The sequence below is a fragment of the Nitrospira sp. CMX1 genome (assembly GCF_054902215.1).
The window spans coordinates 49772-74995 of record NZ_JBUBKD010000028.1; the positions used below are offsets into that span (position 1 = coordinate 49772).

Annotated in this window: 26 protein-coding genes and 1 pseudogene; 16 read left to right on the forward strand and 11 right to left on the reverse strand. The window is 54.0% G+C overall.

Going from position 1 to position 25224, the window contains the following annotated elements; translation table 11 throughout:
* Positions 1-49 precede the first annotated feature (49 nt).
* From ACYX34_RS07800 to ACYX34_RS07815, 4 genes are all read left to right on the forward strand, one after another.
* Positions 50-1009: a M48 family metallopeptidase gene (locus ACYX34_RS07800; protein WP_462075989.1), complete on the forward strand. Its 960-nt coding sequence runs from the start codon at positions 50-52 to the stop codon at positions 1007-1009.
* A 19-nt stretch (positions 1010-1028) separates the two neighbouring features.
* Entirely contained in the window at positions 1029-4280 is a 3252-nt protein-coding gene (gene carB / locus ACYX34_RS07805; protein WP_462075990.1) for a carbamoyl-phosphate synthase large subunit, read from the forward strand.
* A gap of 221 nt (positions 4281-4501) precedes the next feature.
* Positions 4502-4978 (forward strand): transcription elongation factor GreA, encoded by a 477-nt coding sequence (greA, locus tag ACYX34_RS07810; protein ID WP_462075991.1) that lies wholly within the window; start codon positions 4502-4504, stop codon positions 4976-4978.
* Position 4979: 1 nt separating this feature from the next.
* Positions 4980-5777, forward strand: coding sequence for an SAM hydrolase/SAM-dependent halogenase family protein (locus ACYX34_RS07815; protein WP_462075992.1), 798 nt, complete (start codon positions 4980-4982; stop codon positions 5775-5777).
* Between the two features lie 6 nt (positions 5778-5783).
* Here ACYX34_RS07815 and lhgO read toward each other — a convergent pair whose 3' ends face one another.
* Together lhgO and bioA are read right to left on the reverse strand one after the other, a co-directional pair.
* Positions 5784-6983 (reverse strand): L-2-hydroxyglutarate oxidase, encoded by a 1200-nt coding sequence (gene lhgO, locus ACYX34_RS07820; RefSeq protein WP_462075993.1) that lies wholly within the window; start codon positions 6981-6983, stop codon positions 5784-5786.
* Positions 6984-6998: 15 nt separating this feature from the next.
* Positions 6999-8399: an adenosylmethionine--8-amino-7-oxononanoate transaminase gene (gene bioA, locus ACYX34_RS07825; protein WP_462075994.1), complete on the reverse strand. Its 1401-nt coding sequence runs from the start codon at positions 8397-8399 to the stop codon at positions 6999-7001.
* 184 nt (positions 8400-8583) lie between these two features.
* Between bioA and lepA the strand changes: the two genes are divergently transcribed.
* The 10 genes from lepA to plsY all read left to right on the forward strand — a co-directional run bounded on the left by lepA (position 8584) and on the right by plsY (position 19140).
* Positions 8584-10383: a translation elongation factor 4 gene (gene lepA / locus ACYX34_RS07830; RefSeq protein WP_462075995.1), complete on the forward strand. Its 1800-nt coding sequence runs from the start codon at positions 8584-8586 to the stop codon at positions 10381-10383.
* Positions 10380-11150 carry a signal peptidase I gene (lepB, locus tag ACYX34_RS07835; RefSeq protein ID WP_462075996.1) on the forward strand — a complete coding sequence of 257 codons (771 nt, stop codon included), beginning with the start codon at positions 10380-10382 and terminating at the stop codon, positions 11148-11150. Before lepA ends, lepB begins: the two co-directional genes overlap by 4 nt.
* Positions 11120-12187: a D-glycero-beta-D-manno-heptose-7-phosphate kinase gene (gene rfaE1, locus ACYX34_RS07840; protein WP_462075997.1), complete on the forward strand. Its 1068-nt coding sequence runs from the start codon at positions 11120-11122 to the stop codon at positions 12185-12187. Before lepB ends, rfaE1 begins: the two co-directional genes overlap by 31 nt.
* Complete coding sequence (gene kdsB, locus ACYX34_RS07845) at positions 12180-12980, forward strand: 3-deoxy-manno-octulosonate cytidylyltransferase (protein WP_462075998.1); 801 nt, start codon at positions 12180-12182, stop codon at positions 12978-12980. The genes rfaE1 and kdsB overlap by 8 nt, the downstream gene beginning before the upstream one ends.
* 49 nt (positions 12981-13029) lie before the next feature.
* Positions 13030-14631 carry a CTP synthase gene (locus tag ACYX34_RS07850; RefSeq protein WP_462075999.1) on the forward strand — a complete coding sequence of 534 codons (1602 nt, stop codon included), beginning with the start codon at positions 13030-13032 and terminating at the stop codon, positions 14629-14631.
* 147 nt (positions 14632-14778) lie between these two features.
* The gene (gene kdsA, locus ACYX34_RS07855) at positions 14779-15606 is read left to right on the forward strand and encodes a 3-deoxy-8-phosphooctulonate synthase (protein ID WP_462076000.1); all 828 of its coding nucleotides are present in this window, start codon (positions 14779-14781) and stop codon (positions 15604-15606) included.
* 61 nt (positions 15607-15667) lie between these two features.
* Positions 15668-16672 carry a KpsF/GutQ family sugar-phosphate isomerase gene (locus ACYX34_RS07860; RefSeq protein ID WP_462076032.1) on the forward strand — a complete coding sequence of 335 codons (1005 nt, stop codon included), beginning with the start codon at positions 15668-15670 and terminating at the stop codon, positions 16670-16672.
* A 179-nt stretch (positions 16673-16851) separates the two neighbouring features.
* Positions 16852-17448 carry a CDP-diacylglycerol--glycerol-3-phosphate 3-phosphatidyltransferase gene (gene pgsA / locus ACYX34_RS07865; RefSeq protein WP_462076001.1) on the forward strand — a complete coding sequence of 199 codons (597 nt, stop codon included), beginning with the start codon at positions 16852-16854 and terminating at the stop codon, positions 17446-17448.
* A gap of 192 nt (positions 17449-17640) precedes the next feature.
* Entirely contained in the window at positions 17641-18507 is an 867-nt protein-coding gene (locus ACYX34_RS07870; RefSeq protein WP_462076002.1) for a CE1 family esterase, read from the forward strand.
* A 30-nt stretch (positions 18508-18537) separates the two neighbouring features.
* A complete protein-coding gene (plsY, locus tag ACYX34_RS07875; protein WP_462076003.1) occupies positions 18538-19140 on the forward strand; it encodes a glycerol-3-phosphate 1-O-acyltransferase PlsY in 603 nt (200 codons plus the stop codon).
* Between the two features lie 22 nt (positions 19141-19162).
* Here the strand turns inward: plsY and ACYX34_RS07880 are convergent, their stop codons facing one another.
* The 4 genes and pseudogenes from ACYX34_RS07880 to ACYX34_RS07895 all read right to left on the reverse strand — a co-directional run.
* Positions 19163-19378, reverse strand: a complete 216-nt coding sequence (locus ACYX34_RS07880; protein ID WP_462076004.1) for a hypothetical protein — start codon at positions 19376-19378, stop codon at positions 19163-19165.
* Between the two features lie 41 nt (positions 19379-19419).
* Entirely contained in the window at positions 19420-19680 is a 261-nt protein-coding gene (locus ACYX34_RS07885; RefSeq protein WP_462076005.1) for a DUF2442 domain-containing protein, read from the reverse strand.
* Between the two features lie 204 nt (positions 19681-19884).
* Positions 19885-20457: a hypothetical protein gene (locus tag ACYX34_RS07890; RefSeq protein ID WP_462076006.1), complete on the reverse strand. Its 573-nt coding sequence runs from the start codon at positions 20455-20457 to the stop codon at positions 19885-19887.
* Between the two features lie 140 nt (positions 20458-20597).
* A pseudogene (locus tag ACYX34_RS07895) lies at positions 20598-21011 on the reverse strand (TIR domain-containing protein); the annotation flags it as partial.
* Positions 21012-22120: 1109 nt separating this feature from the next.
* Here ACYX34_RS07895 and ACYX34_RS07900 point away from each other — a divergent pair.
* Positions 22121-22768, forward strand: a complete 648-nt coding sequence (locus ACYX34_RS07900; protein WP_462076007.1) for a hypothetical protein — start codon at positions 22121-22123, stop codon at positions 22766-22768.
* A gap of 285 nt (positions 22769-23053) precedes the next feature.
* Here ACYX34_RS07900 and ACYX34_RS07905 read toward each other — a convergent pair whose 3' ends face one another.
* The 3 genes from ACYX34_RS07905 to ACYX34_RS07915 all read right to left on the reverse strand — a co-directional run bounded on the left by ACYX34_RS07905 (position 23054) and on the right by ACYX34_RS07915 (position 24315).
* A complete protein-coding gene (locus ACYX34_RS07905; protein WP_462076008.1) occupies positions 23054-23308 on the reverse strand; it encodes a hypothetical protein in 255 nt (84 codons plus the stop codon).
* Positions 23295-23567: a BrnT family toxin gene (locus ACYX34_RS07910; RefSeq protein WP_462076009.1), complete on the reverse strand. Its 273-nt coding sequence runs from the start codon at positions 23565-23567 to the stop codon at positions 23295-23297. Before ACYX34_RS07910 ends, ACYX34_RS07905 begins: the two co-directional genes overlap by 14 nt.
* A 151-nt stretch (positions 23568-23718) precedes the next feature.
* Positions 23719-24315 carry a porin family protein gene (locus tag ACYX34_RS07915; protein WP_462076033.1) on the reverse strand — a complete coding sequence of 199 codons (597 nt, stop codon included), beginning with the start codon at positions 24313-24315 and terminating at the stop codon, positions 23719-23721.
* Between the two features lie 105 nt (positions 24316-24420).
* Between ACYX34_RS07915 and ACYX34_RS07920 the strand changes: the two genes are divergently transcribed.
* Positions 24421-24714: a hypothetical protein gene (locus ACYX34_RS07920; RefSeq protein WP_462076010.1), complete on the forward strand. Its 294-nt coding sequence runs from the start codon at positions 24421-24423 to the stop codon at positions 24712-24714.
* A gap of 71 nt (positions 24715-24785) precedes the next feature.
* On the opposite strand, the gene ACYX34_RS07925 is transcribed toward ACYX34_RS07920, so the two are convergent.
* Positions 24786-24929: a DUF5615 family PIN-like protein gene (locus ACYX34_RS07925; protein ID WP_462076011.1), complete on the reverse strand. Its 144-nt coding sequence runs from the start codon at positions 24927-24929 to the stop codon at positions 24786-24788.
* Positions 24929-25171, reverse strand: a complete 243-nt coding sequence (locus ACYX34_RS07930; protein ID WP_462076012.1) for a DUF433 domain-containing protein — start codon at positions 25169-25171, stop codon at positions 24929-24931. Before ACYX34_RS07930 ends, ACYX34_RS07925 begins: the two co-directional genes overlap by 1 nt.
* Positions 25172-25224 lie beyond the last annotated feature (53 nt).

The following is a 25224-nucleotide window of genomic DNA, read 5'->3' on the forward strand; positions in this document are numbered from 1 at the left end:
CGTGTGGCTGGTGTTAGAATGAAATTGGAGGGTGCGTATAGGAACCAAGATGGCGCAACCGTCGGACCACGAGATCAACCGATTGTTCTCTGTGCCCATGGATCGGCGAACATTGCTGCGTGGGGTTGTTCGCCGAGCGGCGGAGCTCTCGTGTCTTTTGACTATAGGGTCCATGGGAGCCGTCGCTTCGGCAGTGAGCGGATGTGTCAGAGCTCCAGGAACGGCACGCGATCAGTTTATTTATATTTCCGAAGAAAAAGAAATGGCAATGGGGGTCGGTGCCTATCGGGAATTACTTCGAAAAGCCCCGGTGAGCGACGATCCTGAGTTGAATGAGCTCGTCAATAGGGTGGGGAATCGAATTGCTGCCGTTGCCAACAAACCAGAATATCAATGGGAGTTTGCAATCATTCGAGATGATCGCACGATTAATGCGTTCGCCCTTCCGGGCGGGAAGGTGGCAGTCTTTACGGGAATTTTGAAGATTACGAAAAACGAAAATGGCTTGGCGACCGTGATCGGTCACGAAGTCGCGCATGCCCTCCAGCGACATGGAGCAGAACGGTATAGTCGGAGTATTTTGGAAACGATCGGTCAGGTCGGAGCATTGGCGGCCGGAGCCGCAGTCGGCCGACCGGATGCGGCAATCGCGGCGATGAGTGCCTATGGCGTCGGGGTGTCGTTACCGTTTGGGCGAAAACAGGAATCAGAGGCCGACTACATTGGGCTCAAACTGATGGCGCAGGCTGGGTATGATCCCCGGGAGGCGGTTCCGTTTTGGGAGCGGATGAGTGGATGTCCTCGGCAGATGATTGATAAAGTCTGTTTCCGATCCCAACATACGATTCCCGAGTTTTTGTCCACGCATCCGTCTGATATTGCGCGTATCAATCAGATCGAAGCCTGGCTTCCCGAAGCCTTGAAGTATTACCATGCCACGCAGGAGAATCAGGGGCCAGCGCCGGCGCCTTATCACCCTTTAATTGGCCCAGAACTTCCATCCAGTTAACCACTATCAGCGGACCATCATGCCAAAACGGACGGATATCCAATCAATTCTGATGATCGGATCAGGCCCGATTGTGATCGGGCAGGCCTGTGAATTCGATTACTCCGGTACACAAGCTTGTAAAGCCCTCAAAGCCGAGGGCTATAAGGTCATCCTCATCAATAGTAATCCGGCCACGATCATGACGGATCCGGAGATGGCCGATCGGACCTATGTGGAGCCGATTACGTTGGACGTGGTCGAAAAAGTCATTGACCGAGAACGTCCGGATGCCCTGCTTCCGACCATGGGAGGGCAAACGGCTTTAAACACCACGATGGGCTTGGTCAAGCGAGGCGTGCTCGAGAAATACGGAGTCACCCTCGTGGGCGCGTCGGCGGAGGCGATTCACAAAGCCGAGGATCGGGAAGCCTTTAAGCAGGCCATGCAGCGAATTGGGCTCCGTGTGCCCAAGAGTGGGACGGCGCACAGTCGGCAGGAGGCCGTCGCGATTGTGGAGACCGTCGGGTTTCCCGCCATCATCCGACCTTCGTTCACGATGGGGGGAACAGGGGGAAATATTGCCTATAATCGTGAAGAATTTGAGCGGCTGATTGAGTGGGCATTGGCCATGAGTCCGGTGAGTCAGGTGCTGATCGAGGAGTCGGTGATCGGTTGGAAAGAGTATGAGTTAGAGGTCATGCGTGACCTGAAAGACAATGTCGTCATCGTGTGTCCCATCGAAAACTTCGATCCGATGGGGGTCCATACTGGGGACAGCATCACCGTGGCGCCGGCCATGACCTTGACCGATAAAGAATATCAACGTATGCGGGATGCGGCTCTGCGTATTATTCGAGAGATTGGAGTCGACACGGGTGGGTCGAATATCCAGTTTGGGATCAACCCGGCTAATGGAGAGATGGTCGTCATTGAAATGAATCCTCGGGTGTCCAGAAGTTCGGCGTTGGCCTCGAAGGCGACCGGGTTTCCCATCGCAAAGATCGCCGCCAAGCTCGCAGTCGGATACACTCTGGATGAGATCACCAACGATATCACCGGGGTCACCAAGGCATCGTTCGAGCCGGTCATCGATTACGTTGTCGTGAAGATTCCTCGATTCGCCTTTCAAAAGTTCAAGGGCGCTGATCCGACCTTGACGACTCAAATGAAGTCGGTTGGTGAGGTGATGGCGATTGGACGAACGTTTAAAGAGTCCCTCCAGAAGGCGATTCGTTCGTTGGAATTGGATCTGAATGGCTTGGTTTCGCGGTTTGGTCTGGATCGCGGTGTGCCGACTGGCTTTAATCGTCCGGAGGCCATTGAGAAGCTTGAGAGCGTGTTGCGCACACCGTTACCCGAGCGATTGTGGTATCTGGCTGATGCGATGCGCCTCGGATTGGGCGATGAGGAGCTGGCTGCAATCACAAAAGTCGATCCCTGGTTCTTGGATCAGGTGAGGCAGTTGGTGGATTTTGAGCGATCCCTGGTCGGGCAGGCTTCCAACTCGGCTGGGTGCTTGAGCGGAGGATTGCTCTGGGAAGCCAAAGAGCTCGGGTTTTCAGATGATCGGATCGCCCTCTTATTAGGCTGTGAAGCTGGGGCGGTCGCGAAGGCACGGATGGAACATCGGGACCGGCGTGTGACCTATAAACGAGTCGATACCTGCGCCGCGGAGTTTGAGGCACAGACCCCGTATCTCTATTCCACCTATGGCCACGAGTGCGAGGCGCGACCAGCAGACCGAAAGAAGGTCGTGATTCTCGGCGGCGGTCCCAATCGTATCGGGCAGGGGATTGAGTTCGACTACTGTTGTGTCCACGCGGCGATGGCGCTGCGCGAAGAGGCAATCGACACCATCATGGTGAACTGCAATCCGGAAACCGTGAGTACGGATTACGATACCTCTGATCGTTTGTACTTTGAACCACTCACCCATGAAGATGTGCTGAATATCGTCCATCGGGAACAACCGCTTGGCGTGGTGTTGCAATTCGGGGGACAGACGCCCTTGAAGCTTGCGCTTCCGCTCTCAAAGGCCGGTGTCAAGATTCTCGGTACCAGCCCTGATGCGATTGATCTGGCGGAGGATCGCGAACGGTTTCGTGAACTGTTGAATAGGCTTGGTCTGCGTCAGGCAGAGAGCGGGACTGCTCGGTCTGTTGAGGAAGCGGTGCAGATTGCCGGGCAGATCAGCTACCCGGTCATGGTCCGTCCGTCGTATGTCTTGGGTGGACGGTCCATGCAGATCGTCTATGACGAAGCCGGTTTGTTGGAATACATGCGGTCGGCGGTCAAGGCATCGCCCAATCATCCCGTGTTGATCGACAAGTACCTCGCCGATGCGATCGAAGTCGATGCCGATGCGATTTCCGATGGGGAAACCGTAGTGGTCGCAGGCATTATGGAGCATATCGAAGAGGCTGGGGTCCATTCGGGAGATTCAGCTTGCTCGCTCCCTCCCTATACGCTTGAGAAGTCTCTTGTCGCCGAGATTGAGCGGCAGATGCGAATGTTAGCCAAGGAGCTGGGAGTGGTCGGGCTGATGAACGCCCAGTTTGCCGTCAAGGGGGAGACGATTTATGTATTGGAAGTCAATCCACGCGGATCCCGGACCGTTCCGTTCGTCAGCAAAGCGATCGGTGTACCGCTTGCAAAGTTAGCGATGAAGGTGATGATGGGGCGAACGCTTAAGGAGCTTGGATTTACGCAGGCTCCGGTCCCTGAGCATTTCTCGGTCAAAGAGGCGGTGTTCCCCTTCAATAAATTTCCTGGAGTCGACGTGCTCCTCGGGCCGGAGATGAAATCAACCGGGGAAGTGATGGGACTCGATGAGGATTTTGGTTGGGCCTTTGCCAAGTCCCAAGCCGGGGCCGGGGCCGTGTTGCCGACGTCAGGAACGGCGTTCATTAGTGTGAAGGCATCGGACCGTCCTGCCGCGCTCGAAGTCGGGAGGGTATTGAGTCAACTGGGGATGCGAATTCAAGGGACAAGCGGGACGGCAGGCTATCTACGAGAGCATGGTCTTCCCGTGGAGGTCGTGAACAAAGTGGCCGAAGGTAGACCGCATATCGTTGACCATATCAAGAACGGATCGGTAGCCATTGTCGTCAATACGGTACGTACGGCCTCGGCACATGTCGATTCGCTCGCAATCAGACGAGAAGCGTTGCATCGAGGAATTCCTTATTTTACGACCATGCGAGGGGCACACGCTGCGACGATGGCGATCGAAGCCATCCTGAAAAAAGATCTATCGATCCGGACCTTGCAGGAGTATCATCGGACCTGACAGGCTGCGGTACAACTTGGTTCATACCCATCAGTGAGCTGATGAAGTGTTCCGTGCGGTGCGTATGCCACAATCCTGTGAAGATGCTCAACAAGGCTGCCCGGCAAGGCTGCAGCGAGCGAAGGGGGACTCTCCTAATACAGTGAGGCCCTGAGCGATGTGGTCATGCTGCTGGCGGCATGTTGCAGCATTCTGCTAACCAGTTGAGGAGCGACCGGAGTATGCCGACCCCAATCACGAAGAAAGGTTATGAAGCACTCAAGGCTGAATTGGATCGTTTGCGCAAGATCGAACGTCCCAAGGTGATTGAAGCCATTGCCGAGGCTCGAGCACATGGCGATCTTAGTGAGAATGCCGAGTACGATGCCGCGAAAGAGCGGCAGGGGTTCATTGAATCCCGGCTCTCCGAACTCGAGGGGAAGATCGCTGATGCGCGCATTGTCGAAATCACCGGGCGTACCACCGAAACGGTTGTCTTTGGCGCGACCGTGTTGGTCATTGAGCAGGAATCACAATCGAAGAAACAGTATACCTTGGTCGGGCAAGACGAAGCCGACATGAAGTTCAACAAGATTTCGGTGCAGTCTCCCGTCGGTCGTGCCTTGATCGGAAAACGTGTCGGCGATTTTGTCGAGGTGACGACTCCGGTCAAGATGGTCGAATACGAAGTCGTGGAGATCAAATTCGAGGAATGTTGACGTGCCGGAGGCACGACCCCTTATCGCCTTGCTGACCGATTTTGGCGAACGTGACAGTTTTGTCGCCAGCATGAAGGGCGTGATTCTCTCGATTAATGCCGCTGTGCGACTGGTTGATCTCTCCCATCAAATCACGTCCCATCAGATTCAGGAAGCCGGGTATTTCCTGAAGTCCTGTTATCGCTATTTTCCTGCCGGAACGATTTATGTGGCGGTCGTTGATCCAGGAGTCGGGACCGAGCGTCGGGCGCTGCTCTTGGCTGCCGCCGGGTCGTTCTTCGTCGGTCCGGATAACGGGTTATTCACGGAGATCTTGGAGCAGGAGCTTGGAGCCAAGGTCTGGCAGATCAGCAATCCACAGTATCGTTTGGAAACGGCCGGATCGACCTTTGACGGTCGAGATGTCTTTGCACCGGCAGCGGCTTGGCTGAGCAAAGGAGTCCCACCGTCCTTTTTCGGGCCCGCTGTCCATGATCCCATTCGACGTTCTGTTGCGATACCGGTCTGGCATGAGGATGTGCTGATCGGAAAGATCGTGTCGGTCGACCGTTTTGGAAATCTTATTTCCAACATCACGGCGAGACAAATCCGTGAATTTCGAGGGGCAATGGGACAATCCGTGGAGATTCACATCGGAGCCTCCATCATCGGCGATGTGGTCGGAAGTTACAGCCTGGGGCATCGTGAGAGTCCGTCTGCGCTGATCAATAGCGATGGAAACTTGGAGATTTTCGTACAGGAAGATAGTGCAGCCCGCTGTCTTCAGGTCGGCGTGGGTGAAGAAGTCCGTCTGTGTTGACACCTGTCAGCGGATCGCCTTATCGATGTGGTCGCAGACGTAATCGGCAAAGGGGAGTGAACAGGTAAAGGCCGGTGAGACCGCATTCAATACGTGCATGGAACGATGGTCGCCTTCGAGCACAAAATCCATTTCAAGTTTCTTTTTGGTGATGTCGAGGAGCTGCGCGCGGATGCCGGGGCGTCCCCATTTCTGATAATTGCGTTCGTCGACGCCTTCGGCGAGGACCGACGCCAGCGACACCATCTTACTTCGTGAGTATTTCGTAATTTCCTCCATCGCCAATCGTCGAAAATCGAATCCCGCCCCGGTCAAGAGGCCGAGTCCTCGGCTCGCGACTTCAGCCAGCTCGCCGAAGTTGAAGTTGCTGAGCCCTTCATAGTTTTCTCGCCACAATGCCGGAATGGCGGTCGGACCGATTTTCGCTTTCCCATCCGCCGTGATCGTGAAATGCACACCAAGGAACGGATTTCTCAGATCAGGAACAGGATAGATATTGGTTCGAATCGATCCGGGGGGCTCATCGGAGTAGAGATAGAGTCCCTTAAACGGGAGGATTCGATACTTTTCTGAAAAGCCATAGTTCAGAGCAATTTTATCGGCATAGAGGCCTGCGGCATTGACGACATATCCGGCGGCAATGCGGCCCTGATTTGTCAGGATAGTCTCGTCGTCCAGGCCTTGGTAGGCCGTACTGCACTGAATGTGAATCCCCTCACGAACCGCATCTTGCTGCATCGCATTGACGACATGGAGCGGGTTGACGGTCGATGTACGGGGGGAGAACAGCGCCCGTTGATAGGTTTTGACCCGAGGTTCGATCGACTTGGCTTCTGCATCTGTGAGGGGCTGGAGCTCGATGCCGTTGATCTGGCCTCGTCGGAATAACTCGTCAAGCGACGGCAAGTCCGCGGCATCCTTGGCGACGACCAGTTTCCCACATCTATTGATGGAGATCCGCTTCTCCTCACAGTAGGCGGTGAGTCGTTCATTTCCAAGGCGTGTGAATTTGGCTTTCAGACTGTCCGGCGAGTAGTAGAAGCCGGCGTGGAGTACCCCGCTGTTGCGTCCGCTGGCATGGGCTCCACACGACGGTTCCTTTTCAATCAAAAGAATGTTGGCATCTCCGCGTCGTCTTCGCAGCTCACGCGCGATGCTGAGGCCGATCACTCCGCCGCCGATGATAAGAAAATCGCAGGTCTTCATAGTGAGCCTACCATGCTACCGATTGTTGTGCGTACCGTGGATGGACTCTGAATCGATTTGCAGAGTCTCTATAGATTCTTTCAGGATGTCCACCAGTTTGTTTAATTCCTGGTTGGAGATCGAGAGCGGCGGGATGAGCACGAGGACATTCCCGATCGGTCTCAAGATCAATCCCTTTGATCGGGCGATGGCTGCCACGCGGTGGCCGGCCTTGGCGCTGAGTGGGTAGGGGGTTTTGGTCGTTTTCTCCTTGACCAATTCAACTCCTACCATAAATCCTCGTTGACGAATGTCGCCGACTTGAGGGAGCGCCTCGAGCCGAGCCAGCAATCTGCTGAAGAGCTTGATTTTGGAAAGGAGTCGAGCCAGCGTCTTCTCCTGGCGAAACACATGAAGGTTTGCGAGCGCCACGGAACAGCCCAGCGGGTTGCCGGTAAAACTGTGGCCATGGAAGAATGTTTTGAACTCGTCATAGTCGCCGAGAAAACCGCGATAGATCTCATCCGTTGTCAAGGTTGCCGCCAAGGGCATGTACCCCCCGGTGAGTCCTTTACTGAGTGCCATCAGATCCGGTGTGACGCCTTCGTGCTCGCAGGCGAACATCTTGCCGGTGCGTCCAAATCCCGTCGCCACTTCGTCGGTGATCAAGAGGAGGTTGAATTGTGTGCAGAGCGTACGGATTCGTTTCAAATAGCCGGGCGGCTGAGGAATCATGCCGGCGGCGGCTTGCATGAGCGGTTCGATGATCACCCCGGCCAACTCTCGGTGACGGCTCTTGACGATCTCTTCAATCGGCTCCATGCAGGCGATGTTGCAAGAGGGATAACTGAGTTGAAGTGGACAGCGGTAGCAGTGGGGCGGATCGGCTTCCACCGTCGGGAAGAGGAGCGGTTTAAATCGAGCATGGAACAGTTCGATGTTGCCGACGCTTACGGCTCCAATCGTATCACCGTGGTAAGCGAGTTTGAGATGGAGGAATGTGTTCTTTGAGCCGGCTTCGGGACGGCGCTGTTGCCAGTATTGGACGGCCATCTTCAGGGCAATCTCCACCGCGGTTGACCCGTTGTCCGAATAGAAAACGCGGGTGAGCCCCCTGGGAGCGATGCGGATCAGCTCCCGGGCGAGTTCAATGGCCGGTGGGTTCGAGAGTCCAAGAAACGTCGAGTGGGCGATCTTGTCGAGCTGCTTCTTGATGGCGCGATCGAGGGTCGGATGGCGATGGCCATGGACATTGACCCAAATTGATGAGGTGCCATCGAGATATTTCTTTCCCTCCGTATCGATCAGGTACGAGCCTTTCCCACGCTCGATGATGAGTGGCTCCTCCTGCTCCCACTCCTGCATTTGGGTAAACGGATGCCAGAGATAGCGACGATCCCAATCTCTGAGCTGCTGAGTGGAAGGTCGTCGAGTCATGATGATATGGACGTCATTCGTCGATCTTGTGATGCGAAATCGTTGGTCGGTGATTGACTGGACGAAAGCCGATCAACGAGGAAAGGGCCTCGGGGCGGCGTGTGATTATAAGTGGAGGTGATTGCTTTGACAACCCAGGAGGCAGTTACTATAATGAACCGATTTTTCACCAATGAGTTAGGATTTGCAAAGTCTTATACGCAACTTTTCCATAATCGCTCATATCGATCACGGCAAATCAACCCTCGCTGACCGGCTCCTTGAAGCTACTGGCGCAGTTACTGCCCGAGAGGCCAAAGATCAGATCCTCGACGCCATGGACCTTGAACGGGAACGTGGCATTACGATCAAGGCCCACGCAGTAGCCATCCGGTACAAGGCTCGCGACGGAAAAACCTACGGGTTGCATTTGATCGATACGCCCGGGCATGTTGACTTTACCTATGAGGTCTCGCGGAGTCTGGCCGCCTGCGAGGGGGCACTCTTGCTGGTCGACGCGACACAAGGCGTGCAAGCCCAGACGATTGCCAATGTGAACTTGGCGATGGCGAACAACCTAACCATTATTCCGGTGATCAATAAGATCGACCTGGCGAGCGCAGATGTCGATGGAACGAAGCAGTCGATCTCGGAGGTGTTGCAGCTTGAAGCAGACGACGCCTTACCGATCAGTGCCAAAGAAGGCAAGGGCGTGCCGGAAGTCTTGGAGGCGATCATTGCGCGGGTTCCACCTCCATCCGGAGATCCCCGAGCTCCTCTCAAGGCGCTGATTTTTGATTCCTGGTTCGACAACTATCAGGGCGTGATCGTCCTGACACGTGTGGTTGATGGCTCCATACGGCCTGGCATGAAAATCAAAGTCATGTCGAACGATCGCACGTTTGAAGTCATGGAAGTCGGCCATTTTGCTCCGAAGCGTACCAAAAAGACCGAATTACTGACCGGCGAGGTGGGCTATCTCTGTGCCAATATGCGTGAAGTGGCGGACGTCAAAATCGGTGACACGTTGACTGATGCCATGACGCCTACCCTCGAGCCGTTTCCAGGGTATAAAGAGGTCAAGCCGTTGGTGTTCTGCGGGCTCTATCCCACCGATACGGCTCGGTATGAAGATTTGCGGGATGCGCTGGTCAAGCTCCGGTTGAACGATTCCTCCTTCGCCTACGAACCAGAAACGTCCTTGGCCTTGGGGTTTGGATTTCGCTGCGGGTTTCTTGGCCTGCTGCATATGGAGATCATTCAGGAACGACTAGAGCGTGAGTATAATTTGACGCTCCTCACCACGGCCCCCACCGTCGTGTATCGGGTGATGACGACCAAAGGTGAGGTGTTGGAAGTCATGAATCCCTCACAGCTCCCTGCGCCCAGCAGTATTGAGTCATTCGAAGAGCCGTTTATTCTCGCATCGGTCATCACCCCCGAACGGTATATGGGCGCCATTCTTCAGCTCTGTCAAGAGCGGCGCGGGATTCAGCGCAGTCTGCAATTTCTCGACCCCACGCGCGTGATGATCAGTTACGAACTGCCGCTCAACGAGGTCATTCTCGATTTTTACGATAAACTCAAGTCGCGCACGCAGGGCTATGCGTCGCTGGACTACGAGCTGATCGGCTATCGGGAATCTGATCTCGTCAAAATCGACATTTTGCTGAACGGTGAAACGGTCGATGCCTTGTCCTTCATCACGCATAAAGATCGTTCAGTGCAGCGCGGACGTCAGCTTGCGGAGAAAATGAAGGAATTGATTCCCCGGCAGATGTATGAGATTGCCATTCAGGCGGCCATCGGAAGCAAGATCATCGCCCGCGAGACGATCGGGGCCATGAAGAAGAATGTCCTTGCGAAATGTTATGGTGGTGATATCACGCGGAAGCGGAAATTACTCGAGAAGCAGAAGGAAGGAAAGAAGCGCATGAAAGCGGTCGGCAGTGTCGAAGTTCCACAGGAAGCCTTCCTGGCGATTCTCAAGGTCGGAGAAGAATGAGCCCCGATTCGAATCAACGCAATACGGACAAGTTGTCCGGTGGGTCACGGTCCGGTGAACCGGCCTCGCTGGGCAGTACCAAGCTCGCCGACAACGCCGACCAGACTGGGCGGAAGTCGCTCGTTCGAGAGTATGCCGAAGCGATCATCGTCGCCATGTTGTTGGCCTTCGCCATTCGGGTGTTCGTCGTGCAGGCCTTCAAGATTCCGTCCGGATCCATGATTCCGACCCTGCTGATCGGAGATCATATTTTGGTCAGCAAGTTGTCCTATGGCCTGCAGTGGCCGACGGACTGCAAATTGCAATGGAGTTTTCCACCGGTTAATTGTTATACGTCTTCCACCGTCGTCACGTTCGGCAAACCGCAACGTGGTGATATCATCGTCTTTCGGTTTCCCGAGGATGAAGAGAAGGATTTTATCAAGCGCATTGTGGGCTTGCCAGGAGACACGGTTCACCTACGGAACAAAGTAGTCCTGGTGAACGGTCAGCCGCTTGATGACAAAACCTTTACCCAACGCATTGATCCCGGCATCATCGATGGGACGGTCAACCCTCGCGATAATTTTGGCCCAGTGACGGTCCCCGAAGGGTCCTATTTTGTCATGGGCGATAATCGTGACCAGAGCCTGGATAGTCGGTTCTGGGGGTACGTCCGCGAGGAGAAAATCCGCGGCAAAGCGTTCCGTATCTATTGGTCCTGGAATGGACAGGGAAATTGGACGGAGTGGGTACGGTGGGAACGATTCGCCAAAGCCATTCAGTGAAAAAACGAGGCGGTGTCATTATCCCCAAGCAGGAGTCTCAGGGGAAGAGTGATTCGCCTTCATCCACAGTCCTCCGCCAGTATCTGCACCGATTTCCACAGGCCTCCGTCCTCGTCGTCGGTGACTTGATCCTTGATCAGTATGTGATGGGGCGGGTGAGCCGGATCTCTCCTGAAGCGCCAGTTCCAGTCGTGCATGTTGAATCGGAGTCGATCCGATTGGGTGGGGCGGCCAATGTTTACAGCAATATTATGGCGCTTGGAGGGAGAGCATATCTCTGTGGGGTGATCGGAGCGGATGAGAGCGGGAAGCGGTTGCTCAAAGAACTCGGGAATACCAGGGCGAGCCTTGGCGGTGTCGTCACTGATCGTGGGAGACCGACGACCAGAAAGAGTCGGGTCATCGCCCACAACCAGCAGATTGTTCGGTATGACATCGAAGGGCGAAGCGAATTGCGGGCACCGCTTCGACGGAAGATCGTCCGGTATGTTGAGTCAAAACTTCGGGAGCTTTCCTGTATTGTGGTATCGGACTATGCCAAGGGAGTCGTGTCGTCGACCTTGATGGCCGAGATCACTCGTCTGGCGGCGTTGCGCAGAGTTCCGGTCATTGTCGATCCCAAAGTGGAACACTTTAATTTTTATAAAGGGGTCACGGTCATCACGCCGAACCATCTTGAGGCGACCCAAGCGTCGGGCATGCACGGAGATGACAATCAAACGATCAACGAAGCCGGGGCCATGATCCGTCAACGACTGGGGTGTCAGTCCGTTCTGATTACGCGTGGTGAGAAGGGGATGAGCCTCTACCAAGGGGATGGTCGGTCATGGCATCTTCCGACCAAGGCGCGGCAAGTCTACGACGTCACAGGTGCGGGAGATACGGTCATTGGGACGCTGGCGCTGGCCCTTGCAGCCGGGGCCGACATCAAGACCGGGGCGATGATGGCCAACTATGCGGCTGGGATCGTGGTCGGAATGGTGGGGACTGCGACCGTGTCGCCGGCTCAGTTGTCCGAGGCGTTTGGCGATGACTAATACATCGAAAACGGTCACGGTCGTGATTCCAGCCCGATACGGTTCATCCCGGTTTCCGGGGAAGCCGCTGGTCGAGCTGAACGGCAAGCCGATGATTCAGCATGTCTACGAGCAGGCGGCGGCCTGCCGTGCCGTGTCGGATGTTCTGGTCGCAACCGATGATGAACGGATCAAGCGGGCGGTCGAGCGGTTTGGAGGACGTGTCCTCATGGTGACCGGCAATTATCGGACGGGAACCGACCGTGTGGCTGCCGTGGCGCGGATGTTTGCGGGGGATTATTTTGTGGACTTGCAAGGGGATGAGATTCCCTTGACGCCGGAACTGCTGAATGATCTCGTTGAGCCGTTTTTGGAAAGTGGCGTGGGGATGGGAACGCTCAAGCGAGTGATCGATTCGACGGAGGATCTCCTCAATCCTGCCGTGGTGAAGGTGGTGACGAATGCGAAAGGAGATGCGCTCTATTTTTCACGAGCCCCAATCCCGTTCGTCCGCGACGATCCTCAGCAGCAAGCGGTCGGAGGACTCCACTATATCCATCTCGGGCTATACATCTATTCGAAGGACACGTTACTTCGGTTGGCTTCCTTGCCGACCAGCCGCATCGAGGACGCTGAAAAACTCGAACAGCTTCGTGCGCTCGATCATGGCATGCGCATCCGCGTGTGGGAAACGAAGCATGCCTCCCTGAGGGTGGATCGTCCGGAGGACGTCCCGGACGTGGCGGAACGGCTTCAGCAGTATGAGTCGGTCAGGCGTGAGCTGAAAAGCAGCGGAGTGTTTTTTAAAACATGAGGTGTACGGCTGGGATGGGGCGGCCTGATGTCCAGGAGAGAGGAGAGCCATGAATAAATTTATTTTTGTGACCGGCGGAGTGGTCTCATCGCTTGGGAAAGGACTGGCATCGGCCTCCATTGGAAACCTCCTCGAAAGCCGTGGGCTGAAGATCACGTTTCTCAAGCTGGATCCCTACATCAATGTCGATCCCGGGACGATGAATCCCTACCAGCATGGTGAAGTGTTTGTCACGGACGATGGCGCCGAAACCGATCTCGATCTCGGACACTATGAGCGATTCACCTCGCTCTCGTTGACGAAGGAAAGTAATTACACGACGGGTCGGATTTATCATTCGGTCATCACCAAGGAGCGACGGGGGGATTATCTTGGCGGGACGGTACAGGTGGTGCCGCATGTGACGGATGAGATCAAGCAGGCGATCATGCGCATTTCCAAGGGAGTGGATGTCGCCATCATTGAAATCGGCGGGACGGTCGGAGACATTGAGAGTCTCCCGTTTCTCGAAGCTATTCGACAAATGCCGTACGACGTCGGGCGCGATAATGTATTGTATGTGCACTTGACCTTGGTGCCTTACATCGGCACGGCCGGTGAATTGAAGACCAAGCCGACACAACATTCGGTCAACAAGCTTCGGGAAATCGGTATCCAGCCCAATATTCTCTTATGCCGAACCGACCGGTATATTCCCCCGGAGCTCAAGGGCAAGATCGCGATGTTTTGCAATGTGGATAGGGACGCCGTGATCACGGCCAAAGACGTCGAGACGATCTACGAAGTGCCGATCGTCTTCCGAAAAGAAGGGTTGGACGAATTGATCGTCCGTCAGCTGCATCTCGAGACTGGCCAGCCGAATCTTCGCGAGTGGGACGCGATGGTGCAGAAAATCAAACGGCCCAAGCATGAAATCTCCGTCGCGCTGGTCGGAAAGTATGTGGGCCTGAAGGAGTGTTACAAGAGCTTGGGCGAAGCGCTGGTTCACGGCGGAATCGACCATGAAACGAAGGTCAATATCAACTGGATCGAGTCCGAAGATATCGAGCGGCAAGGGACGGAACGGATTCTCCGTGAGGCGGATGGGATCTTGATTCCCGGTGGATTTGGAACAAGAGGGATCGAGGGGAAAGTCACCACGATCAGATACGCACGGGAACGTCAAGTGCCGTTTCTGGGCCTCTGTTTGGGAATGCAATGTGCCGCGATTGAATTTGCGCGCAATGTGGCCGGACTGTCGGGGGCCAACAGCGCGGAGTTTGATGAGCAGTCGCCCCATCCGGTGATTCACCTCATGCCGGATCAGCAGGGCGTTAGCGACAAAGGCGGAACGATGCGGCTCGGATCCTATCTCTGTAAGTTAGGAGAAGGAACGTTGGCCCAGAAGATGTACGGCGTGAACGAGATTCGCGAACGCCATCGTCATCGCTATGAGTTCAACAATGCCTATCGCGAGCGATTGGCTGCCAAGGGACTGGTCTTAAGCGGTCTCTCGCCGGATGGACGGCTGGTTGAGATTCTCGAACTGAAGGATCATCCCTGGTTCTTGGGAACTCAGTTTCATCCGGAGTATAGTTCCAGACCGCATCGTCCACATCCATTATTCAGCGGGTTTGTGGGAGCGGCGCTGCGCAAAAAACTAGGACACTGAGCGAGATGCTGAAACCGATTTCCAACTGTGTTCTCGGCGCATCAAAATCCTCAACGTACCCAGGAAGGTACGCCTCCGGTTTTGATGCACCTGCGGCCTTGTTGGAAAACCGGTTTGAGCATCTCGCCTAATGCAAGTCTGAAATTTATGGCACATCTTGTCGATATCGGTTCTTTTAAGGTCGGTCAGGGGCAGCGGCCGTTTCTGATTGCGGGGCCGTGTGTGATCGAGAATGAGCAACTCGTTATAGATACGGCCGGGCGAGTTGCCGAGATGACGAAGGCCTTGGGAATCCCTTACGTCTTCAAATCCTCATTCGATAAGGCGAATCGAACGTCCATCCATTCATTCCGAGGTCCCGGCTTGGAGCAAGGGTTGGCGGTGTTGAAGCAAGTGAGGGAGAAACTGGGACTGCCCGTGTTGACCGACGTGCATACAGAAGAGCAGGCAACGGAAGCCGGAAAGGTCGTGGATGTCCTGCAGATCCCGGCGTTTCTCTGCCGGCAGACGGATCTACTGATTGCGGCGGCCAAGACGGGAAAGGTCGTCAACGTCAAGAAAGGCCAATTTCTCTCGCCGACCGAAATGGGAAATGCCGTCAAGAAAATCGAAGAGTGTGGGAGCCAGAGGATCGTGCTGACTGAGCGTGGATCGTCATTCGGCTACAATAATCTCGTTGTCGATATGCGGTCCTTCCCTATCATGAGGAAGTTCGGGTATCCTGTCGTTTTCGATGCGACTCACAGCGTGCAATTGCCGGGTGGGGGTGGGACGAAGTCCAGCGGTCAGCGGGAATTTGTGGAACCGTTGGCGTGTGCCGCAGCCGGGGCGGGGGTCGACGGATTCTTCATGGAAGTCCACCCGAATCCTGATGAAGCGCTGTCTGATGGACCCAATATGATACCGCTGCATCAGTTGAAGGCCTTGTTGGAACGGGTGGTGCGGATCTGGGATGCCGTGCAACCTACAAGCTGAATGATTGTGCAGAGTAGAGAGCAATGAGAATGGGTACGAGACGGGGTGCTGCCGTACTATGATGGGAAAGCCGGCTGGTCGCGAATCAAAATTCGCCAAACTGGAAGAAAGTCTTTCCGAAGGGCGACGTGTGCTCGAGATCGAGGCGCGAGCGGTTGAGGCGTTGATCAATCGGCTTGATGAACGATTCGTCAAGGCAGTGGATGTGCTCGTGCGATGTAAGGGGAAAGTCGTGGTCTCAGGGATGGGCAAGTCGGGGTTGATCGGGCAAAAAATCGCCGCGACCTTGGCGAGTACGGGAACCTCTTCGTTCTTTTTGCATCCGGCTGAGGGGGTCCATGGGGATCTCGGCATGTTGGCTCGTCGGGATGTGTTGGTTGCGATCTCCAATAGTGGGGAAACTCAAGAATTGTTGCAGTTGCTGCCGTTCGTGAAGCGCCTGGGAATTCCAGTTATCTCCATGACGGGGCGGATGAGCTCGACCCTGTCGAAGAACTCTGATGTCGCGCTGGATGTGTCGGTCCAGGAGGAGGCCTGTCCAATGGGGTTGGCTCCGACTGCGAGCACGACGGCGACACTGGCGTTAGGTGATGCCCTGGCAGTGGCGTTGCTGCAGAAACGAGAATTCAAGGCGGAAGACTTTGCACGGTTCCATCCAGGGGGCAGCTTGGGGCGGCGATTGCTGGTGAAAGTAAAGGATCTCATGCATGCCGATCCGGAGATCCCCATGGTTCAAGGTACTGTCGGGGGGATGGCGGCCATGCTGGAGATGACGGCGAAAAAACTTGGCATGACGACGGTCGTGGATCAAGATGGGGCGTTGCTCGGTGTCATCACCGATGGCGATGTACGGCGGTTTATTCAGCGTGGAACGGACTTGGTGAATGCGACGGCGAAGGAATTGGCCACACCTAATCCTAAAACCATTGGACCTGATGAATTGGCGGCAAAGGCCGTGGAGATGATGGAGCGGTTTTCCATCACCACGCTGGTGGTGACGGAAGACGGACGCACCATTCAAGGTGTCGTCCATTTGCATGACCTACTCAAGAACGGGATCGTCTAACAGGTTGTTGAAAAGGTCTGCCAGCATCGTTCTCGCGTCGCTCAGAGGCTCAACGTACCGAAGCGTACGCCTCGCCACTTCGCTTGCTGCGGCCTTGCTGGACAGCCTTTTTGACCATCCTGTGAGAATCCGCTAGCTTCGATCGTAGTGTAACGATTTGTGAGGAGAAGACTGGGGCCATGAACCGTGTTCTGGAAATATGGCGTGATATCGGGCAGGACTCGCTCAATCTGCCGAATTTCCTGACACTCCTTCGGATTCTCCTGATTCCGGTCTTTATCATTCTCTTTGTGAATCCCACTCCGGATCAGTCACTTGCGGCAGCGATCGTCTTCACGATCGCCTCGGTGACGGACATGTTGGATGGCTACATTGCCAGGCGAACCGGCCAGGTGACGAAGCTCGGCAAGTTGCTCGATCCTATTGCGGACAAGCTGTTGGTTTTATCGGCGCTCATTTTATTGATGAATGTGGACCGCGTCAGTGCGTTGGTCGCGTTATTGATCATCGGCCGAGAAGTTGCTGTGACGGGAATCCGTGCGATTGCTGCGGGAGAAGGGATGATTATCTCTGCAGAGACGACCGGTAAGTATAAGATGGCGCTCCAGGTCGTGGCCATCATTCTTCTCATCCTGGAAGGGACAGGGCTGGCCGAGCTTGGGAACATGCACTTGGCCGGCACCGTCACTTTGTACTTATCGCTGGTGTTGGGCTACATTTCCGGCGGGCAATACGTCTGGAGTTTTTGGAAGCAGGTTGTGGCAAAAGGACTCTAGTCAGGATGTTGAAACTAGCCCCCAGCTTTGTTCTCGCATCGTTCAGACCCTCAACATACCCCAGAGGGTATGCCTCGGCTCTTCACTCGCTGCAGCCTCGCTGGATGTCTAGTTTGAACATCCTGTAGTACGTTGGACCAGCCGCCATTATCTACTCTCCTTGGTATGCTCTGTCATTCAGGTAGATCCGAGATGGGTTTGAAACGCGCAGTTGGCCTTCAACCGAGGCTTCGACAGCGGCTCGTTGTCTGTGCCAGTCTCTTCTTCCTGATCACCGCCTGCAGCGAGAACACCGCACCCCCTCAGCTTGAAGCGTTTGTCTATCCGAAAGGAACAGTGCAATGCCCGGCTGGTTCTCGACCAGGACTGGCTGGTGCAATCGACGGAAAAACGTCAGAGGATGGCATTCGGTATATGGTCCGCACACCCTCAAACTACGAGGCCACGTTCGCTCATCCTTTGTTGATGGTCTATGCCCCGGCAGGAATGAGTCGCTGGACATCGGAGCGGCTCGCCGGTCTCACGTCCAGAGCAACTGGAGCAGGATTTGTGGTCGTCTATGCCGATCACAAACAGTTGAATATTCAGACCATCGAAGAGCTTGGAAAGATTCCTGAGCTGGTGGCCAAGGAATGGTGCATCGATGAGAAACGAGTCTATGCAACCGGCCATTCTGACGGAGGAACCGCGTCGATGGCTCTGGCTGTGCTCGACAAAACAAAGCAAATACCAACGGCAATCGCGCCAAGCGCGGCGGGGTGGACCGGAAAGGATCTTGAAGCGTTTCAATGCCGTGATCCTATCCCGGTCATGATCTTGCACGGAAAAAACGATACACTCTTCCCCGGATGGGGAGCCCAGACCTCAGCCTGGTGGGCGAAGTGTAATAGTTGTGATGTCACTAAGACAAAGCCGGTTGAGGGCGGCTGTCGGGCTTATCAAGGATGTGCTTCAGGTGGTGCAACGGTTTATTGCGAAGGACCCGGTGGCCATCGTGACTGGCCGAATCTGAATCAAGTCATGCTCGAGTTTTTTGCGCATCCGGAGAAGTTGTTGTGATGCTCGGAAGCGATTGAGAAGGCGAATAATATGGAAGAACAGGGGCTCATTGTAGGACTTGCAATCGTCGGGTATCTGCTGGGCGGGGTGCCGTTTGGGGTGGTTATCTCCAAAGTGATGGGGCTGCCGGATCCGCGCACGGTCGGCAGCAAGAACGTCGGGTTTACCAACGTCCTGCGTGTCTCCGGCAAACCAGCCGGCATCCTCACGTTGATCGGCGATATGGGTAAGGGGTGGGTGATGGGGTTTGCGGCGATGCACCTGCTGCAAGATGAATGGGCGATTCTTGTTGTTGCGCTGGCTCCCTTCCTCGGGCATCTGTTCTCACCGTTTCTGGGATTCAAAGGGGGGAAGGGTGTGGCAACGGCGCTTGGCTCAGTTCTGGGTGTTTCGCCGTTGGTTGGGCTATTACTCCTGCTCGCGTGGATTGGAGCGGTAGCGGTCTGGCGTTACTCTTCCGGGGGCGCATTGACGGCCTTTGGACTCTTTCCCGTCATCGCGGCGCTGATCCACCCAACGATAGCGTTTATGCTCTTTTCCCTCACTGTGAGCGGACTGATTGCGATCAAGCATAAGGGGAACATTGAACGATTGCGGAATGGGACGGAGAGTAGGATCGGGCGGTCTGGTTGATCCAAGTGCGTACAGCAATAGGCTATACAGCAATAGGAGTCAGGGAAAACACATGTCCGAATCTGGCTGCTGCCGCGGTGTCCCCATTTTTTAACGCTTCACGCACGTCATCCAGCTTATAGGCATCTTCTACCGAGAGGTAGGGAGACCACTCGTCATCCGTCACGAGCAGTTCAACTTCGACCTCAGCCAAATATCGTCCTTCGTGAATGAGTTTCTTTCGGCGTTGCTTCCTCATGTAGTGATGAATCGCACAGATCGTCGGCGTCGATTTTGAAACTAGGCCGCACCTTGTTCCGTACCGACGTTGGTACTCTCGTATAGTTCCTCGGGGGAGATGTCCGCACCGTTCGGCCAGACGACCGTCCAGCCATCGAGGAAGAATTGCCGAAAGTACTTCACATCTTTCAACGGATCAAAAACCGGCCCTTTCAGGTAGCGTCGGAAGTCAATGGTATTTTCGGAATTGTCATCGAAAGTCACACGCATTCGGTAGCCCCCTCGATATTCGGCCTTGGTCACACATGGGATCTTGTTCATGGCTTCTCCTCTCTAGCAATTACCGCAACGGCTCAATCATTTCAAGCGGCTTGCCTGCCTTCATGCGTTGCCAGTTAGCACGGAGCCCTGTCTCATGTGCTTTCGACCACTGTCCGATCGGTTCGCATAGGGTTTAGTACCGACTGGCGTAGTTCGCTTGCGATTTTCCTCATGATCCTCTGGAGCGCAAGGCTAGGAATGTCCTCATCTTAATGGAATGATTTGAAAGGTATGCCTTCCGAGGATCATTTTCCCATCGCTTGGGCAGATAATTACACTTGGAAAATGTTCATAGAGGTAGAGATATTGGTAACTGATTTCTTTCCAAATAGAACCGTCTTCGAGAATGATGATCTCGCCACCGTTACCCAGAAACGGGGAAGGCTCACGAATATTTGATTTGAAACACTGGCTTCTATGACCTTTTGGAGTCGGTGCGTTGGGCGATCCGTCCTTTATTGTGGGAAGATTTTGAGCGGCATTGCCTAGATGTTTCTCGACGGACCATTTAATGCTCTCTCGATCATCAAAATGGATAGTAACCCATGAAGGTTCGATTTCGGCGACGAAATATTTTCCTTCAAACGATAGAGGTGAAAACCGCAAGTTCCATTTTTCCAACAATAACTTTTCTCCAGCTTCAGTGACGATGATGATATGGTCATCATCAATCTCCTTGAGTATGTATATCTTTTCGATATCAGCATGCGCATGCACCACAATGACAAGTGATGCCATCAGACAGAAGCTGCGTATTAATCCGGCAACGGCCATCATTGTTTGGTACCCTTAACGCTCAAGATGAGTCGCCAATTGGGATGCAACGCGCAGAGGGTACCTCAAGCGCTATGCCTGCAGCGGTGGGCTTGATTGTCTGGCTGGCCCCACTCCATTGATATTCTGAGAGAAGGATGTCATCAAAGAAGGCCTTCTCTATTAAGAACAAGTCGGCAATCTTCGAATCTAGCTTGAACATCACCAGGTGGAAACCGAATCTGAGAGAGTCCTATGATATTAGAAAATTCAGAACAACCTTCCTCAAGTAAGACAATTGCCCTCGGAAAACCAAGTCGGCCTTGAAACAGGCCAACCTCGTGGATAACGTTAGGACGAGCGTGTACAGTGGAATCGGGGTGTTCTTCCTCAGCCGTCATCACGAGAAACGCGAAGGCGGCCTGACTCAACATAGCTTCAAGTCGTTCTGACGTAGGGTACCCCGCTATGGGTTCGCGATTGAACTCATCCCACGGTAGGCCAAGCCGTTCGGCCAAGAAGTCTTTGAGTTCTCGCCACAAAGGGGAGCGTCCATGACCGATGAAGATGCGGTTACCACCCAGCGGCCTTTCCGAAACTCGTGGGACCGCCTCCAGGTTCTCGACCATTCGTTGGACGTGCTCGATTCGTCGACGCAACTCGTTGTGCACTGAAGAATCTTGAAGATCTAGAGGTGCTTTTGGAAAGTGTGTGAGTTGTGGTGCGTCTTTGCCGTAGAGTTTTTCCAGCTGTGAGCGAATGCCGCTAACCCACATGGCCAATCTGTCACGGCGAAGCCTGGGATTTGCAAGGAATTCGTTCCCGGAATCGATAAGTTTGCGGAGTATTACAGCTATCGGAGTCGTTTCTGAAGTTGAGGTGCCTTCAACCATGGTTATGCGGGAAATTATCTTATGGGGCACAACTATTGAGTAAGCTGATCGGCATCATACATACGTGTGGACCAAAGACTGGCGAGCGATTTTTGCGCATGTTCGCTCGCTTGTCAACGCCCTCCATAGCGCCGCATCGGCGGTTCTATACCCTGCCGGGATAGTCTGTTATAGCTGGAATGGGTGCACCCTCAGACCGACGCGTTGACAAAAATATTAGACCGCGCAACAATCTGTTACGGTCATTGGTGCCAGTAGCTCATTTTCAGCCGTTGGTCCTAGAATCGAGAACTTACAAGTGGATATTGTATAGGTGTATCTCGAGATTCAGCAAAGCATCAATAGTGGGTCTGTCTTTTCATTGCCACGACAAAAGTTGGAATGCTTTGTTGCTGCTCTTAGCAGATCACAAGCGTACACACACTTCGGCGCGTCAGAATTTCCCAGTACATGCGAAACGGTCAGAATGGCCTTATCCAGGAGGGTCAGTGAGGATGCCAATCTAGCAGCCAGGAGAGAAAATCGCATAGCGTTGATTATTTCGCTTGGTGCTCTTCTTATCGGATTTGTTTCTGCAGTTGCCGCACTTTCGCCACTTGCCTTTCCTTCGCCCATACAGGTTTATGCGACTCCTGAGAAGCCTGTACACGCAGTTCAAGGAGGAGGGGTTCCATCATGAAAATACAGTACAAACTCCGTCTCACGCGCTTCCGTCATTGTCCAGGTAAACGAAAATAGACCGAGGGGTATCATTCTTACGCGCTGCCATACTTCGACGAGACCTCTCATATGCAATGAGTAAGCTAATCCCAATAGTCATAACAATTGGAGCGGTTCTGTCATCTTGCTTTGTTTGTCAGGCATTCGGGACAGAGTTTCTGACTCATGAACTACCTGAGGGGATTGCCATTCAGGTTCCCGCGCATTGGCGTGTGCTTTCAAAAGACATGCGAAAGAATATACGAGCGGCTACCGAAGCAATGGCGGAACAGTCAGATGTGTCCTTAAGAAAAGCAACCAACGTTCTTCATGTGAACGCGACACCTGATCCAACTGGTGCAACAGTTCGGGTTACGATTGGCCCTCCCCCACCGTTTTCAGCTGCTGAGCTAAAAGACGCAAATCAGAGTGATTTGATTGAATTGAAGAGCATATATGAGAATCAGATGCTGGCCATCCAGAAAAATGGTGGACCTGAGCTCATAGAGTCGTATCTTCCACGTATTGAATCGATTTCTGGCATTTCATCCATTGCTTGGTCATATCGCCGCAAGAGTGCTACAGGTCATGGTGCATGGTATGTCACACAGTATAAAGTCCCATGCACATCGATATTGGTCGAGTTGACCATTTCCTATCGAGAAAGCGATTCTGCACCGTGGAAGCCAATACTGAGAAAAGTCCGAGAGTCTGTGAGGATTCAAGACTGCAGTGTTTCCTGATGATTAGGATCAGAATGCCTGTCGGAACGCCACTCAAAAAGTAAGCTACCTAACGACGATGTTAACTTGCACGGGATAGCCGAGCTGGGCGAGCAGTTGTTCGTCTTTCTCAGCAGGAGGTCATGTTGTGGAGGCATGGAGGAATGCGCGGCTGGTATCATCAGAAGTAGTATTGGTATTCGAGGCCAAGCCTTGGCGAGGTGTTGCCGAATAACCACCCGTGAGCACGGCTGCACGTCTGCCTACTGTGGGGCTCTACAGCTTTCCAAGGTGAGGCTAGCAGCACTAAGCGGTACGCGCCGTCTTTTTGCGTGTCCGGGTTGAGCGCCGGGTGATGCGCGTTGTTTGTTCAGTCAATACGAGCAAGCCGGCCAGTGCTTCATTAACTGCTTTTGAAGTAGGAAAGGCCTTGGCAATGGCTGGTTCCAGCAAGACGACAGAAGTTCCTGCGGCCACTGCCGGATAAAATTTTCCTCTTTCCAGCTTTGCAAAGTCAGACCGTTTGTACTCGGAACGCATTTCGTCTTTATCTTTCTTCATACAATTTCCTTTCGCTGCGAGTCATGCGACGGGCATTGATGATTCGAATGGCATCGGCTCGATATGTATGTGAAACAACCAGTAACCGACCCAAGCGGGACATCCCAAAGGTAATATACCGCAGTTCATTGATAGAGTGGTCTGGATCGGGGCCTGAAAGGGCTAGACGATCCAGAAAGATCGAACCCGCTTCGTCGAACGAGACACCGTGTTTGCGAAGATTGCTCTCGGCTTTGCGCGGATCCCACTCAAACTTCATACACCAATCCAGGCCCTTGTGCCTTGCATAACAATCTTGGCTTAGACTCGACCTACAGTCGTACTCACATAAATGAGTGTAAACCAACTGCCGCCCGTTGGCTACAGCGGCACACTATACGACTGAGCCAAATGCGGTTACGTCAGCAAGGCTAAAAGTGCAAGTTGAGCCCAAAGGTCACCATGTGGCCATTATCCTGGAATTGCTTATCATGTAGCGACGCATCCTTCGAGTCGATTTTCTCGAGCCAGATATGGCGATAGGTGCTGTCGAGCGAGAGATGTTCGCTCAGAAAGAGCTGCAGACCTGCTCCCACATGAGCGCCGAATCGATGTTGCGTCTTGTCGAAGCCGTGAGGACCTTCGACATTGGTAAAGTACCAGCCGGCCCCTCCAAGAATAAAAGGAGAAAGCCGTTTTGTGCCAAGCGGATAGATCAACGCAGATCCTTGCACGGGAAAGGTGCGGACGGTAGTCGAACTGATATCCGTCTTGCGATAGTCGACGGAGCCTTCGACGGCGAGGAATTTGAACGGGTGGAGTCGGAGTTGCCCGCCGCCGAACCAGTTTGCATCGCCCTCTTTAGGGTCGAAATAGGTCGCACGACCGCCGATGGAGACTAGCCCAAGATTTACATCATCGAAGAGCCCTTCCGCTTCAGCTGGTTGGACACCTTCTCCACACAACGGTCCTGCTAGAGCAATAGCGAGAGCCGTTACTACTACCGGTAATTTCCATGTTGTCTTCATCACACCACGCCTCTCTATAAGATTACAGCATTGCCTGCAGTCATATATTATTAGACGTGGGTGACTCATTGGCGTAAACGCTGAGCAGAGAAATCTTACAGTGGGATGGCGAAGTTGGTCAGGGCAGTATTTCGGTGTGATCAGGAAAGAAAGCTACCGCGTGACGATGCTGACCTGTGCGGAGTAGTCGAGCTGGGTGAGGAGTTGCTCGCAGTCGTCTCAAGCCAGGCCGAAAGCGCGTACGTCGGCGACGCCGATCCTCGCTACCACGTCACGAATGGTCAGAAGAGTGGCGGGATCGAATTCGCCGTCCATCATTGCCGATTCTGCCCAGGATACAAGACCATCCAAGGTCAACTCATGTCGCAGGTACGCGGCAAGTTTTTCAGCAACAGTTAGATAGTGATAGGAGTCAGGGAAAACACACGGCCGAACCGGGCTACTGTCGGGGTGTCACCCTTTTCAGTGCCTCATGCACGTCGTCGAGTTTGTACGCATCTTCCGCTGTTAGGACCTTGAAGCCCTTGATCCCAGATGGTCAATGCATCATGCCCACTATTGCTGAGAAGGGTAGAGGCGTCCGGCGGGAGATTCTCGTCAAGTTTAAAGCGCACTAAGCTGCACCGGATTCCAGATGGACAATCCGTTCACGTGTCAGTTCTGCGGCATATTGCAACGCGGCTTGAACGTCTTCTTTTGCTAGGTGGTAAGCGGTTGCGATGTGATCGGCAGTTTCTCCTGCAGCAATATTATCCAGAACAACCGATACCATCACCCGCGTTCCTTTGATGCAAGGCTTACCATGGCAGATGGTAGGGTCTACTACAATGTGATCGCGCCAGGTCATGACAGCCATTATGTTCCAATTTGTGCCATGGTTGCATAACGGCAACGAGCTTGCAAGAGATC

Bases quoted from the DNA above. Each gene is read 5' to 3' on its own strand.
- ACYX34_RS07800 (WP_462075989.1), top strand. From the start codon at position 50: ATGGCGCAACCGTCGGACCACGAGATCAACCGATTGTTCTCTGTGCCC.
- carB (WP_462075990.1), top strand. From the start codon at position 1,029: ATGCCAAAACGGACGGATATCCAATCAATTCTGATGATCGGATCAGGC.
- greA (WP_462075991.1), top strand. From the start codon at position 4,502: ATGCCGACCCCAATCACGAAGAAAGGTTATGAAGCACTCAAGGCTGAA.
- lhgO (WP_462075993.1), bottom strand. From the start codon at position 6,983: ATGAAGACCTGCGATTTTCTTATCATCGGCGGCGGAGTGATCGGCCTC.
- bioA (WP_462075994.1), bottom strand. From the start codon at position 8,399: ATGACTCGACGACCTTCCACTCAGCAGCTCAGAGATTGGGATCGTCGC.
- lepB (WP_462075996.1), top strand. From the start codon at position 10,380: ATGAGCCCCGATTCGAATCAACGCAATACGGACAAGTTGTCCGGTGGG.
- kdsB (WP_462075998.1), top strand. From the start codon at position 12,180: ATGACTAATACATCGAAAACGGTCACGGTCGTGATTCCAGCCCGATAC.
- ACYX34_RS07850 (WP_462075999.1), top strand. From the start codon at position 13,030: ATGAATAAATTTATTTTTGTGACCGGCGGAGTGGTCTCATCGCTTGGG.
- kdsA (WP_462076000.1), top strand. From the start codon at position 14,779: ATGGCACATCTTGTCGATATCGGTTCTTTTAAGGTCGGTCAGGGGCAG.
- ACYX34_RS07860 (WP_462076032.1), top strand. From the start codon at position 15,668: ATGGGAAAGCCGGCTGGTCGCGAATCAAAATTCGCCAAACTGGAAGAA.
- pgsA (WP_462076001.1), top strand. From the start codon at position 16,852: ATGAACCGTGTTCTGGAAATATGGCGTGATATCGGGCAGGACTCGCTC.
- ACYX34_RS07870 (WP_462076002.1), top strand. From the start codon at position 17,641: ATGGGTTTGAAACGCGCAGTTGGCCTTCAACCGAGGCTTCGACAGCGG.
- plsY (WP_462076003.1), top strand. From the start codon at position 18,538: ATGGAAGAACAGGGGCTCATTGTAGGACTTGCAATCGTCGGGTATCTG.
- ACYX34_RS07880 (WP_462076004.1), bottom strand. From the start codon at position 19,378: ATGAGGAAGCAACGCCGAAAGAAACTCATTCACGAAGGACGATATTTG.
- ACYX34_RS07885 (WP_462076005.1), bottom strand. From the start codon at position 19,680: ATGAACAAGATCCCATGTGTGACCAAGGCCGAATATCGAGGGGGCTAC.
- ACYX34_RS07890 (WP_462076006.1), bottom strand. From the start codon at position 20,457: ATGATGGCCGTTGCCGGATTAATACGCAGCTTCTGTCTGATGGCATCA.
- ACYX34_RS07900 (WP_462076007.1), top strand. From the start codon at position 22,121: ATGAGTAAGCTAATCCCAATAGTCATAACAATTGGAGCGGTTCTGTCA.
- ACYX34_RS07905 (WP_462076008.1), bottom strand. From the start codon at position 23,308: ATGAAGAAAGATAAAGACGAAATGCGTTCCGAGTACAAACGGTCTGAC.
- ACYX34_RS07910 (WP_462076009.1), bottom strand. From the start codon at position 23,567: ATGAAGTTTGAGTGGGATCCGCGCAAAGCCGAGAGCAATCTTCGCAAA.
- ACYX34_RS07915 (WP_462076033.1), bottom strand. From the start codon at position 24,315: ATGAAGACAACATGGAAATTACCGGTAGTAGTAACGGCTCTCGCTATT.
- ACYX34_RS07920 (WP_462076010.1), top strand. From the start codon at position 24,421: ATGGCGAAGTTGGTCAGGGCAGTATTTCGGTGTGATCAGGAAAGAAAG.
- ACYX34_RS07930 (WP_462076012.1), bottom strand. From the start codon at position 25,171: ATGGCTGTCATGACCTGGCGCGATCACATTGTAGTAGACCCTACCATC.